Annotated in this window: 10 protein-coding genes; 2 read left to right on the plus strand and 8 right to left on the minus strand. The window is 66.9% G+C overall.

All coding sequences use genetic code 11. The features are described from left to right. The first annotated feature begins 3 nt into the window (after positions 1 to 3). Positions 4 to 1,341: an aspartate aminotransferase family protein gene (locus ACSFA5_RS03125; protein WP_435442545.1), complete on the plus strand. Its 1,338-nt coding sequence runs from the start codon at positions 4 to 6 to the stop codon at positions 1,339 to 1,341. 46 nt (positions 1,342 to 1,387) lie between these two features. Here ACSFA5_RS03125 and ACSFA5_RS03130 read toward each other — a convergent pair whose 3' ends face one another. Next, entirely contained in the window at positions 1,388 to 2,776 is a 1,389-nt protein-coding gene (locus ACSFA5_RS03130) for a tryptophanase (RefSeq protein WP_435442546.1), read from the minus strand. 200 nt (positions 2,777 to 2,976) lie between these two features. On the opposite strand from ACSFA5_RS03130, the gene ACSFA5_RS03135 reads away from it, so the two are divergent. Beyond that, positions 2,977 to 3,450, plus strand: a complete 474-nt coding sequence (locus ACSFA5_RS03135; protein WP_435442547.1) for an Lrp/AsnC family transcriptional regulator — start codon at positions 2,977 to 2,979, stop codon at positions 3,448 to 3,450. 592 nt (positions 3,451 to 4,042) lie between these two features. On the opposite strand, the gene ACSFA5_RS03140 is transcribed toward ACSFA5_RS03135, so the two are convergent. From ACSFA5_RS03140 to ACSFA5_RS03170, 7 genes are all read right to left on the minus strand, one after another. Next, positions 4,043 to 5,254 carry a DUF1501 domain-containing protein gene (locus tag ACSFA5_RS03140; protein ID WP_435442548.1) on the minus strand — a complete coding sequence of 404 codons (1,212 nt, stop codon included), beginning with the start codon at positions 5,252 to 5,254 and terminating at the stop codon, positions 4,043 to 4,045. Positions 5,255 to 5,416: 162 nt separating this feature from the next. Further along, complete coding sequence (locus ACSFA5_RS03145; protein ID WP_435442988.1) at positions 5,417 to 6,967, minus strand: DUF1800 domain-containing protein; 1,551 nt, start codon at positions 6,965 to 6,967, stop codon at positions 5,417 to 5,419. A 47-nt stretch (positions 6,968 to 7,014) separates the two neighbouring features. After that, positions 7,015 to 7,497 (minus strand): hypothetical protein, encoded by a 483-nt coding sequence (locus ACSFA5_RS03150; RefSeq protein ID WP_435442549.1) that lies wholly within the window; start codon positions 7,495 to 7,497, stop codon positions 7,015 to 7,017. A 123-nt stretch (positions 7,498 to 7,620) separates the two neighbouring features. After that, positions 7,621 to 8,295: a DsbA family oxidoreductase gene (locus tag ACSFA5_RS03155; protein ID WP_435442550.1), complete on the minus strand. Its 675-nt coding sequence runs from the start codon at positions 8,293 to 8,295 to the stop codon at positions 7,621 to 7,623. Between the two features lie 51 nt (positions 8,296 to 8,346). Then, a complete protein-coding gene (locus ACSFA5_RS03160) occupies positions 8,347 to 9,762 on the minus strand; it encodes an MFS transporter (RefSeq protein ID WP_435442551.1) in 1,416 nt (471 codons plus the stop codon). A gap of 48 nt (positions 9,763 to 9,810) precedes the next feature. Then, a complete protein-coding gene (locus ACSFA5_RS03165; protein ID WP_435442552.1) occupies positions 9,811 to 11,694 on the minus strand; it encodes a bifunctional sugar phosphate isomerase/epimerase/4-hydroxyphenylpyruvate dioxygenase family protein in 1,884 nt (627 codons plus the stop codon). 162 nt (positions 11,695 to 11,856) lie between these two features. Continuing rightward, the gene (locus ACSFA5_RS03170; protein WP_435442553.1) at positions 11,857 to 12,846 is read right to left on the minus strand and encodes a Bug family tripartite tricarboxylate transporter substrate binding protein; all 990 of its coding nucleotides are present in this window, start codon (positions 12,844 to 12,846) and stop codon (positions 11,857 to 11,859) included. Positions 12,847 to 12,903 lie beyond the last annotated feature (57 nt).

Here is a 12,903-nt window from a genome sequence, read left to right on the forward strand (position 1 = left end):
GACATGAGCAGGAACAACGACCCCCAGTTCTGGCAGCAGGCCCAACGGCACCTGGTGCGCTACGGCGGCAGCTTCGAGCCGTTGATCATCGAGCGCGCGCAGGGCAGCTTCGTCTACGACGCGGACGGCCGGGGCATCCTCGACTTCACGTCGGGGCAGATGAGCGCCTTGCTGGGGCACTCGCATCCGGACATCGTCGCGGTCGTCTCGGAACATGTGCGCACGCTCGATCACCTCTTCAGCGGCATGCTGTCGCGCCCGGTCGTCGAGCTGGCCACGCAGATCGCGCGGCACGCGCCCGGAGACCTGGAGCGCTGCCTGCTGCTGAGCACGGGCGCCGAGTCGAACGAAGCGGCGATCCGCATGGCCAAGCTGGTCACGGGGCGCCACGAGGTGGTGGCCTTCACGCAGTCGTGGCATGGCATGACCGGCAGCGCGGCTGCGGCCACCTACAGCGCGGGCCGCAAGGGCTACGGCCCCACGGCGGCCGGCTCCTTCGCCCTACCGGCGCCCAACGCCTATCGGCCCCGCTTCACCACGCCGGACGGCGCGCTCGACTGGCGCCGCGAACTCGACGACGGTTTCGAGCAGGTCGACCGGCAGTCGACCGGCGCGCTGGCCGCGTTCATCGCCGAGCCCATCCTCAGCAGCGGCGGCATTCTCGATCTGCCGCCGGGCTACATGGCGGCGCTGAAGCACAAGTGCGAAGAGCGCGGCATGCTGCTGATCGTCGACGAGGCGCAGACCGGTGTCGGGCGCACCGGCCTGATGTTCGCGTGCGACCGCGACGGCATCGCGCCCGACATCCTCACGCTGTCGAAGACGCTGGGCGCGGGCCTGCCGCTGGCCGCGATGGTGACGACCGCCGCCATCGAAGAAGAGGCGCACGCGCGCGGCTTCCTTTTCTACACCACGCATGTCTCCGACCCGCTGCCCGCGGCAGTCGGCCTGAAAGTGCTGGAGGTGGTGGAGCGCGACGGGCTCGTCGAACGCGCACGCACCGCCGGCGAGCGCCTGGCGCAGGGGCTGCATCACTTGCAGCAACGCCACGAGTGCATCGGCGATGTGCGTGGGCGCGGCCTGCTGCGCGGGCTGGAACTCGTCACCGATCGCAAGACCCGCGAGCCGGCCTTCGAACTCGGCGAGGCCATCACGCGTGAGTGCATGCGGCTCGGGCTGAGCATGAACATCGTGAAGCTGCCTTCGATGGGCGGCGTGTTCCGCATCGCACCGCCGCTGACGATCAGCGACAGCGAGCTCGACCTGGGGTTGGAACTGCTCGACAAGGCGATAGACAGCGCCGTGCGAGCGGCGCCGCGCAACCGGCAACCCGTCGCGTAGCAGCAGGCAAGGTCGACGGGTTGCGAAAGCGGGCGCCGAAGATCAACTATGCAGCCCAGCGAAACCGTGCCGTGAAGTTCCGCAAGAGCTCGGGCTCGTAGGTGAAGTCCAGCCCCCGGATGGCGTGCGCGCGCCCGGCCACCGCGGCAAGTGCGTCCGCGACATAGTCCATGTGGTCGTTGGTGTAGACCCTTCGCGGGATCGTCAGCCGCATCGACTCGAGCGGCGCTTTTTCTTGCACGCCGGTGAGCGGATTGCGCCCGAGGAGCAGAGATCCGATTTCGACGGCCCGCACGCCGGACTCGATGTAGAGCTCGCAGGCCAGCGCATGTGCGGGAAACTGCTCGGAGGCGATGTGCGGCAGCAAGGCTGCGGCATCCACGAACACTGCATGACCGCCAGTGGGGTATTGAATCGGGATGTCCGCAGCGCGAAGACGTTCGCCGAGATAGGCGACCTGCCCGACCCGGTAGTTCAGGTAGTCCGGATCCATCGCCTCTTCGAGGCCGACTGCCAGCGCCTCCAGATCGCGGCCCGCCATGCCTCCGTAGGTGATGAAGCCTTCGCTGACAACGCATCGCTCCTGCACTGCGCGGAACAGATCTTCGTCGTCGCGAAATGCGCAGAACCCGCCTATGTTGACCAGTCCGTCCTTCTTGGACGACATGACGGCGATGTCGGCGCACGACATCATCTCGCGCACGATCTCCGGGATGCTGTGCTGCGCGAATTCCGGTTCGCGCTCCCGGATGAACCAGGCGTTCTCCGCGAAGCGGGTCGCGTCGATCACCACCGGAATGCCGGCCCGGCGCGCCATTTCAGAGGCCGCCCGCAGGTTGGCCAGCGCGACCGGCTGGCCCCCGGTGGTGTTGCAGGTGACTGTGGCCACGATGGCCGCGACATTGGAAGCGCCTTCGGTTTCGATGAGCCGGGCGAGCTCGACCAGATCGAAGTTGCCCTTCCAGTCGTGGTACGCCCTGGTGTCGAGGGCTTCCTTGTTGAGTGCGTTGAGGGCGCGCGCCCCGGCCAGCTCGATGTGCACCTTGGTGGTATCGAAATGGAAGTTCGACAAAAACACCGGCTGCTTGGAGGCGCGCCGCTTGACGAGCTCGGGGTAGAGAATTTGCTCCGCGCCGCGTCCCTGGTGGGCGGGCACCAGGTACGGGTAACCAAACACCTTGTCGATGGTCGCCACCAGTCGGTAGTAGCTCCGGCTGCCGGCATACGCCTCGTCGGCGGCCATCATGGCGCTCCACTGGCGATCGCTCATGGCGCCGCTTCCGCTGTCGGTGAGCAGGTCGATGTAGACGTCGTCGCTGCGCAGCAGGAAAGGGTTGAGTCCTGCCTCGCGCAGCGCCTTCTCGCGGTGCTCTCGCGTCGTCATCGCGATTCGCTCGACGGTCTTGATGCGGAATGGCTCGGGGATGCGTTTCATGAAATTCCAGTCTTGGGTTGGACGAAGCAGTGGCAATCTGAAAAGGAAGGAAATTGCGTCGATTGGCTGCATGACGCTCTTTCGTTGTGAAAGCCATTCAAATTATTCGAGCTAGGGCTGGAAATGAGTTTTCATTTACTTCCGAATGGAGACGATAAAAGAGGAAAGCTTGTACGATTCGCTTCTTCCAAGAGAACATATTGCACATGCTAAAACTCGATAAGACCGACGTGCGAATTCTTGGCCTTCTTCAAGAAAACGGCCGAATGTCGAACCTCGAGATGGCCGAGGCGATAGGTCTTTCTCCGGCGCAGTGCAGCCGGCGCCACCACCGCCTGGACGAGGGCGGCGTGATAGCCCGGTACGAGGCGCGCCTTCGACCCGCCGCGGTCGGGTTGCTGGTGACCGCGTTCGTCCATATCGGCATGGAGCGGGGCCACATGCGCGATCTCAAGCTGTTCCGGCAGGCCCTGGCGCGAATGCCCGACGTGCTCGAGTGCCATTCGGTCACGGGAGACTTCGACTACGTTCTCAAGGTCATCGCGCGCGATCTGGAGGGGCTCAACGTCTTCCTCACGGAACGGCTGGTCGCGTTGCCGGGCGTCAACTTCGTCAGGTCGAGCGTTTGCCTGGAAGAAATAAAGCCGCGATCGGGGCTGCCCCTGCCAGAGTAGCGATGCGGCAGAGCGAACGAAAAAGCCGCATACGCAAGGCGAAACTACCTGGAGCGGGGTGCACGCATGCAGGTAGAACCCGCTTCTTCACCGGAGCGGAACAGAAACCTGCGATTGAGGCATGCCTGTTGTCGACGCGCTCATTCGACGCCCCCGAACATTCCGGGTTGAAGGTGCAAGGGGCCTGCTATCAGGCCCTTGCCGAACCGCTACCTCACGAAGGCCGCGAGCGCACTCAGCTTCAGGGTCGGGTGCTTGCTGTTCCGAGGCGAAGACAGCCGCAAGGGCGCATGGTGTTCATTCACTGAACCAGAAGGCGAGCCACGAGCAAACCGAGGCCAGCACGGCGAGCAAGGCCAGTGAATTCGACCGGCTGATAAAAGCGCGGGCACACAACAGACGAAGGCTGTTCGACATTGCAGAGTCCTCCCCAACATTTGCTCCCTTCGCGTAGATTGCACGATGCAGATGTCCGGGTCAATGACACCTTAGTTCGCATCGCCGTCACTTCGATGGCGAAGCCCGATCTGAAGATCATGGCCCCAGGGAAACCCTGACTTCGCAGGCGTCTCTCGCGTGGTGAGCATGCCGGTCAGATCAACTGCAGGTCCTTCGGTGCGACGCCATCGAACACCCGCGCCAGCTGCGCGGGCGACAGCCCATACATGCGCTGGAACAGCCCGCCGAACACCGCCCGGTATTCATTGAGCACCGGATAGTCGCGGTTCTGGAACAGCGTGGCCTGCGTCAGCGCCTGCTGCTCGCCGACGACGCGCCCGCCGGCCTGCGCCGAGAGCCCGCCGCCGAGCACCCAGTAGACGGTGCCGTGCCCGTGGTCGGTGCCGCGGTTGCCGTTCTCGCGGAAGGTGCGGCCGAACTCGCTGATGACGACCACCACGGTCTGGCGCCAGGCGTCCTCGCCCATCTCCTGCGCGAAGCCGGCCACGCCGCGGCCCAGTTCCTCGAAGCGGTTGGCCAGGTAGCCCATGGCGGCGCCCTGCCCCACGTGCGTGTCCCAACCGCCGACGTCGACAAAGCCCAGGTCGTAGCGGTCGCGCATCAGCAGCGCCATGCGGCGCGCCACCAGCTCGAAGCCCTTGGCGGTCATGGCGTTGCGGCTGGCGGCGTCCATCTCGGCCTGCACCGCGCGCATCACCTCGTCGCGCACCTGAAAGCCTTCGGCCACCGGCTGGGCCAGCGCGGTGTTGCGGTACATGGCCGCAATGACCTGGCTTTGCCGCGCGTCGATGCCCGAGCGCGCATTGCCCGCGAGCGCCATGTTGGCCGCCTTGGCGTTGCCGCGCATCGAGATCGGCAACTGGTCGGTGAAGGCGATGGGCGACACGTCGGTGACGGGTCCGGCGCCGAGCACGCCGGCCAGCCGGTTGAGAAAGCCCGAGCGGTAGTCGCGGCGCTTGTCGAGCGCCTGGCCGAGCTCGATGGAGTCTTGCGTCTCGAAGTGGCTGCGCGTGAGGTCGTCGGTGCCGGCGAAGGCGATGAAGGCGGCCTGCTTCTGCTGGAACAGCGGCATCACGCTTTGCGCCAGCGCGGGGTGCAGGCCCCAGTTGCCGTCGAGCGGCAGGGCGCCGTTGGGCGTGCCGGGGCGCGCGATGGCGATGTTGGGGCGCGAGGCGTAGTAGAAGTCGCTGGCGGTGGGCACGAGCAGGCTGCTGCAGTCGTACGCGCCGCGCAGGAACACGACCAGCAGCTTGGCACCTTCGGCCGAGGGCGCGGCCATGAGCTGGCCGGCGGCGCCAGCGAAGGGGGCGGCGGCCATGAGCCGCAAGAGTTCTCGACGTTGCATGACGATGTGTCCTTTGTTCTGCCTGCCTTGCTCCTTCCCCCTTTGGGGGAAGGTTGGGATGGGGCACGGCGGCGCTTGTTTCGCCGCAGCGCTTCATCGAACGCCGCTTGCCCCCACCCCTGCCCTCCCCCAGGGGGGAGGGAGAAAAACCGAAAGCCAACCTCAGCGACGCATGAGCTCCGGCGACGCCAGCAGGAAGGTGTTCCACTCCTGCGGATTCTTCGCCTGCGCCAGCGCCTCGCGCGTGTCCGCGCTCAAGCCGCCCTGCATCGCACGCACCGCGCGCGACTCGGCCAGTTGCGGGAACGCGGGCTTCTCCAGCGGCGCCTTGTCGTCCGCACGGAACAGCACCGCGCCGTTCGCACCGATGGCGCGCGCGATCTCGAAGCGCGTGTTCATCTGCCCCGCGCTCGCCCAGGCCGCCTCGTTCAACGGATAGCCGTCGGGCGTCTCGTGGCCGTACAGCGGCTCGCCCATGCGGTTGATCCAGCCGAGCATCGGGTTCACGTTCAGCGCCACTCGGTCGTCGTACGCGAGCCGCACACCGGCCATCACGTAGTGCACCGGATCGCGGAACTTGCGGCCCAGCGAGGCCGTGAACTCGGGCGACTCGAACAGCGCCTTCAGCGTGACGGCAATGTCGCCGTCGCTGCCCGTGAAGGCCGCGGCCATGCGCTCGACCAGCGCCTGCGGCGGATCGTCCGACACGAAATACACGGCGAGCTTGCGCGACACGAAACGCGCGGTGGCCGGCGCTCGCGCCAGGCGGTCGAGTGCCTCGTCGGCCTCGGCCAGGCCGTGGCTCTGGACCGGTTGCCCGAGCAGCGTCTTCGGCCCGTAGTCGTGCCGGTTCGGGTTGAACTCGAAGAGGCCCTTGCGCACATAGTCGGCGCGCAGCGCGGGCCGTACGTTGGGCGGCGGCGCATCGAGCGGCTGCAGGGTCACGCCGACGCCGGTGAGCACGCGCGCCAGCTCCTGCACGTCGGCCTGCGAATAGCCGCTGCCCACGCCCAGCGTGTGCAGCTCCATCAGCTCGCGCGCATAGTTCTCGTTGATGCGGTTGGCCGCGTTCTGCGCGTTGTCCAGGTAGCGCAGCATGGCCGGGTGGTGCAGCGTGGCGCCGAGCAGGTCGCGGAACTTGCCGAGCGCGTGCGGGCGAATGGCGTTCTCTTCGTAGTCGCCCACCATCGCGCGGATGTTGTCCTTGCGAAGGTTGACGTTGAAGTGGTTCATCCAGAACCAGGTCATCTGCTCCTGCAGCTGGTTGGGCGAGTACAGCGCGCGCAGCACGAAGCGCGTCTGCGCCTCGCGCGCCAGGTTGTTGAGCTGCTGCTGGTAGGCCTGCCGCGCGGCCTTCTTCTGGTCTTCGTCGGGCAGCGCATCGGCGGCCTTGCGCTGCGCGTCGAGCTCGGTCACGAGCTGGTCGAGCGGCGTGCGGGAAATGGCCATGGCGTCGATCTGCGCCTGTGCGGCAGCCGGCAGCGGCGCAGGGCGCGGGTTGAGCTGGTCGCGCATCCACAGCGGCAAGCCGCGCTGCGCGAGCTGCGCGTCGCTGCTGGCGTTGGCGCCCCAGCTCACGCGGTCGAGCCAGCGCAGGCGCGTGGCTTCGTTCACCGGCGCCGAGGGCAGCGACACCGACACCAGCGCGCGCCGGTCGCCCGGTGCGCTCGCGCAGGCCGCGAGCAGGGCCAGCGCGCACGCGCCCAGCGCCATCGAGGCTCGGCGCGTGAACAACGAAGAGGCAATGGCAGGCACCGCCCTCACTCCCTGCGCATGTCGTGGTGGCGCACGTCGCCGATGGCGTGCTGCGCGGTGTTGAGCGCCAGGTCGACGTGCGCCAGGCCGCGTTGCTGGAACGGCCGCGAGCGCGGGTCGTCTTCTTCGCGCGCCACGTCGGAGCGCACCTTGCGCAACAGGTCGACCGCCACGTGCAGGCGGCCTTCGCGCGGCAGCCATGCATCGGTGGGCTCGCGCCATTGCACCGGCTTGCCGTCGAGCCAGGCGGCGTGCTGCAGGTCGCCGATGGCGGCATGGATCTCGTCGACCACCACCTGCTCGTCGCGCGAGACCTGGCCGTCTTCGGGACGGCGGTGCTCCACCTGCCACGCAGCCGTACGCAGGTCGGACAAGGCATGCAGGTAGAACGGATGCTTGCCGTATTCGTCGGCCCGGGCGGGCAGCGAAACCGCCGCCATGAGGGCAAGGGCGGCGGCAGAGACGGCCATGAGGCTTTTCTTTTTCATCTTCGGGCTCCTGAGGGTGACAGCAAATTCAAGGATGCCTCCTCAACCGCTGAAGCCCACGCCGCGTTGACGCTCTTTACCTTCGTAACGCTGCGCAAAGATGGCGCCGTGGCGCCCCTCTGGTCAGGCTACGGACAGGCTGGCCGGTGCAGCGCCGGCAATCTGCCGCAGCGCACGCTCGAACACCTCGACGGGCTGCCCGCCGGAGATGAGGTGCTGGTCGTTGATGATGATCGCGGGCACCGAGTGGATGCCGGCGTCGGTGTACATGCGCTCGCGTTCGCGGGTTTCCTGCGCGAACTCGTCGCTGTCCAGGATCTCGCGGGCACGCACCGCGTCGAGCCCCGCTTCGGTTGCCGCGCGCACCAGCACCTCGGGGTCCGAAGGGTTTTGGCTGTCGGTGAAGTAGGCCTTCAGCAGCAGCTTCTTCAGCGCCGCCTGCGTGGCCGGGCTTTCCAGCTCGGCCCAGTGCAGCAGGCGGTGCGCGTTGAAGGTGTTGTAGACACGCGGACGGCCTTCGGCGCTGAACTCGAAGCCGACGGCCGCGCCGCGCTGGCGGATCATTTCGCGCGACTGCGCCTGCTGCTCGCGCGTGGAGCCGTACTTTTCGTTCAGGTGCTCGAAGGTGTCCTGGCCTTCGGGCGGCATCTGCGGATTCAGCTCGAAGGGCTGGAAGTGCAGCTCCGTGGTGACGTCGGGCGCCACCCGCCGGATGGCCGCCTCGAGGGAACTCAGGCCCACGGCACACCAGGGGCAGGACACATCGGAGACGAAATCGATCTTGAGGTGAGAGGTCATGACGTCATTCTTCACGCGGCCCCAAGCCTTGGTGCGCGCAAGGTTTTCAGCTCAGGCGCGGGCGGTGGCCTTGGCCATGCGGGCGTCCGACAGCGTCTGCTCGCGCAGGCGGTCGTATTCCTGCTTGCCGACGGGCACGGCGTTGGCGTTGCCCAGGTCCTTCATGTGCACGCGGTACGTCTCGCGCGCGCTCATCGCGGCCAGCGCCGCAAGAATGGTCACGGCGAAGGTGATGGCGCCCACGGTGAGCCACACATTGGTCGAGCCCGGAGGCGCCACGGCGGCGAACAGGGCCGGCAGCAGCGCGGTGATGGTGGTGCCCACGTTCTGCGAGATGGCCATGGCCGACACGCGGTTGCGGGTGCGGAACAGCTCCGGATAAAAGCTCGGAAAGGTGGCGTTGTAGCCCTGGTACACGATGCCCCACATGAGCAGCGACATGCACACGGCCAGCGGCACGTTCTTGATGCTGATGGCGTACAGGTACGCGAACGACAGCAGGCCCGAGGCCAGCGCACCGAAGATGATGGGCGGGCGGCGGCCGATGCGGTCCGACAGGTTGCCCACGAACGGAATCACGATCACCGCAAGGATGTTGCCCAGCACCGGAATCCACAGGTACACGTCTTTCTGGAAGCCGATGCCGTAGGCGGCCTGCACGGCGTAGGCCGCGCCGAACACCGTGGCCACCACCGGAATGACGTTCATCAGCGCCATGCACACCACGCGCAGCATGTCGCGCCAGCTGTCGGTGAAGGCCTGGACGATCGGCGCCTTGGCGACTTCGCCCTTCTTGTCGACTTCGGCGAAGGCCGGCGTTTCGTCGACTTCGCGGCGAATGATGTAGCCGGCCACGATCACCAGGAAGCTCAGCAGGAACGGAATGCGCCAGCCCCACGAATTGAAGGCTTCCTCGGGCATGTAGTGAGCGAGCGGCAGGAACACGGCCGCCGCCAGAATCTGGCCGGCCTGCACGCCCTGCAGCGTGAAGCTCGCGAAGAAGCCGCGGCGCCCGAACGGCGCGTGCTCCAGGATCATCGAGCTGGCGCCCGAGATTTCGCCGGCCACGGCAAAGCCCTGCACCAGGCGCAGCAGCACCAGCAGCGCGGGTGCCAGCAGGCCGACCTGGTCGTAGGTCGGCAGCAGGCCCACGGCCACGGTGGAGAAACCCATCAGGAACATGCACAGCACCAGCACCTGCTTGCGCCCGTGCGTGTCGCCCCAATGGCCGAGCACGAAGGCGCCGATGGGGCGCGCGACGTAGCCCACGCCGTAGGTCGCGAGCGACGCGATGATGGCGGTCTTGGGGTCACCCTTGGGAAAGAAGATCTGCGGAAAGATCAGCGCCGCCGCGGTGGCGTAGATGAAGAAGTCGTAGTACTCCAGCGCCGAGCCGATCCAGCCGCTTGCCGCGGCCTTCTTCGACTGGTGCCTGCCTTGCGGCTCATGGGCTGTGGTGTTGGCCATGTGTTGTCTCCAGTGTTGACAGGTAAGTGATCAGAAAAACCCGGCGAATCAGTCTTGCGCCTGCGACGCCATGCGCGCCGGTGCATTGAGGGCACCGTACGCGTCGTAGCGGCCCACGCGCTGTGCGACCTCGAAGAACAGTCCGCCCTCGAAACTCTCGGTATAGATGTGCAGGTAGTCGCCGGCCGGCGAGCGGTCGAACAGCACGCCCGCTTCGCGCATGCGCGCCAGCAGTTCGGGTGCGAGCTCGATGCGCGTGGCCAGGTCGTCGTAGTAGTTGTCCGAAATGGGCACGAAGCGCGTGCCGTTGGCACGCAGCTTCGCGGCCGTGGCGAAGATGTCCGCGCAGCTCAGCGCGATGTGGTGCACCGCGCCGCCGCCGGTCACGCTCAGCGTGTGCGCGGTGCGGGTGCGCTGGCTCAGCGACACGTTCAGCACCAGGCGCAGGCTGCGCTCGGCATTGGCCACGCCGCGGCTGCGGATCAACCCGAAGGGGTCGGCCAGCTCCAGGCTTTCGCCGGGCTCCAGGCCGAGCACGGCGCGGGTGAACAGCACCCAGGTGTCGAGCTGGTCGAGCGCCAGGCCCAGGGCCACGTGGTCGATGCGCTGCAGGCCGGCGTCGTTCGCTTCCGCACCCGCGTCGTCGAGCACGAAGTCGGCTTCGTAGAGGCCGTTGGCGCCCAGCGCCTCGGGCACGAAGTGAATCAGGTTGCCGCCCGGCGCGACGATGGCCGGCACGCGCAGCTCGTTCGGCCCGACCGGGCTGTCATGCCGCTGCGAACGCATGGCGGTGGCGCGTCCGACCGCCGCGAGCGGGTCGTCGCAGCGCACGCCCAGCGCGCACACCGAGGTGCCGTGCGCGTCGAAGCGCTGCCGCGCGAAGGAATCGGGCTGCGCATTCACGATCAAGTTGATCTCGCCCTGGCGGTACAGCGTCACGGCCTTGGAGCGGTGCTGGCCGATGCGGCGAAAGCCCAGCTGGGTTACCAGCGTGGCCAGCGTCTGCCCGGAGGCCTCGTCGGCCGCGAATTCGATGAACGACAGGCCCGACAACGCCGGTGCCGACGGCGGGTTGAACAACTCCACGCGCTGCGGCTGCACGGGCTCGGCGGCCGCCATGCGCTGGCGCGTCTCGCTCTCGAGGTACAGCAGCGAACGCATCGCATCCACGGCGGTGCGGCGGTTGGGCGTCTCGCGAAAGATGTCGTTGAAGATCTCCAGCGACAGCGGCCCGGTGTAGCCGGCGCGCAGCACCTGCGCGAAGAAGCCGACGACGTCGAAGTCGCCCTGCCCCGGAAACGAGCGGTGGTGGCGCGCCCACTGCAGCACGTCCATGGCCAGCAGCGGCGCATCGGCCATCTGCAAAAAGAAGATCTTGTCGCCCGGAATGTCGGCGATGCCGGCCGGGTCGTCCTTCAGCGACAGCGTGTGGAAGCTGTCGAGAATCAAGCCCAGGTGCGCATGGTCCGCCTGCTTCACGATGTGCCAGGCCTGGCCGTACAGCGAAGTGTGGCGGCCCCAGGCCAGCGCCTCGAAGCCCACGCGCAGGTTGCGGCGCGCGGCGCGCTCGGCCAGCGCGTGCAGCTGCGCGGCGGCCAGCGCCGGGTCGTTCAGGCACAGCGGCGAGGTGTTGGAGCAGCACAGCACCAGCGGCGCACCCATGGCCTCCATCAGGTCGAACTTTCGCTCGGCGCGCTCCAGGCTGCGGCGGAACTGCGGCTCGGGCATGGCCTCGAAGTCGCGAAACGGCTGGTACAGGTCGATGCTCAGGCCCAGGTCGGCCGTGATGCGGCGCAGGTCGGCGGCCGTGCCCTTGAAGTTGATGAAGTCGGCCTCGAACAGCTCGATGCCGTCGAAACCGGCGGCCGCAACGGCTTCGAGCTTCTGGCGAAGGGTGCCGCTGAGCGACACGGTGGCAATGGAGCGGTGCATGGGGGTGGACTTTAGAAACACCCGGCCCGCGCCACAACCGATTCAGCGCCCTGTTGATCGATCATCGATCAAATACGTCCGTTAATCGCACGTAATACGGGATACACCTAGGATCCGAGGGGGCTGGCGTTGCGCCGACCACCCGCTCCCGCCCCGCCTTCTTCAGTCGAGTTTGACTTTCGCTTCACGAATCACCTTGCCCCACATCGCGCGGTCGGCATCGATGAAGGCCCTGAACTCGGCAGGCGTGTCGCAGCGCAGTTCACCGCCGTAGTCGCGCCACTTCTTGATGAGGTCGGGCGAGGTGCAGGCCTTCTGCATCGCGGCGTTGAGCTTGTCGATGATGGCCTTGGGCGTGCCGGCCGGCGCGAGGATGCCCTGCCACGCGATGGGCGCGTAGTCGGGCAGGCCCGACTCGGCAAAGGTGGGCACGTCGGGAAAGCTGGGGTGGCGCTCCTTGCCGGTGATGGCCAGCAGCTTGAGCTTGCCCGCGCGGATGTTGCTGGCCGCCGCCGGCAGGCCGTCGAACATCAACTGCACCTGGCCCGCGATGAGATCGGTGTAGGGACTGCTGCTGTTGTAAGGCACCAGGTTGGTACTGACGCCCGCGGCAGCGTTGAACCATACGGCCGACAGATGCGAATAGCTGCCGATGCCGGCGGTGGCCACATTCATGCTGCCTGGATTGGCCTTGAGCGCGGCGACCAGTGCGTGTTCGTCCTTCACGGGGAGGCCCGGTGTGGCGACCAGACCGGTGTTGAGCACGCCCAGCAGGCTCACGGGCGCGAAGTCGCGCTCGGCGTTGAAGGGCAGCTTCGAATAGAGATGCGGCACCACCGACAGCGAGCTGGTCGTGCCGATGTAGAGCGAGTAACCGTCGGCCGGTGCCTTGGCCGCGACCTCGGTGCCGATGATGTTCGACGCGCCCGGACGGTTCTCCACATAAAAGGTCTGGCCCAGGATGCGGGTGAGTTCGGCCGCGATTTCGCGCGCATTCGCATCGGGCCCGCTGCCCGCCGGGAAGGGGGCAATGATGCGCACCGCCTTGGTCGGGTAGTCGGACTGCGCCCAAGCACTCACACCCGCAGAGGCGCACAACGCCAGCGCCACTGCAACGCAGCAGCGGCCAACAGTCAAATTTCTGAATCTCATGGATTGTCTCCTGATGTGATTTCGTGTCTTCAAAATCTTCTTAAATCATACAAACAC

The organism is Variovorax monticola, from assembly GCF_051216855.1.
Classification (GTDB): domain Bacteria; phylum Pseudomonadota; class Gammaproteobacteria; order Burkholderiales; family Burkholderiaceae_C; genus Variovorax.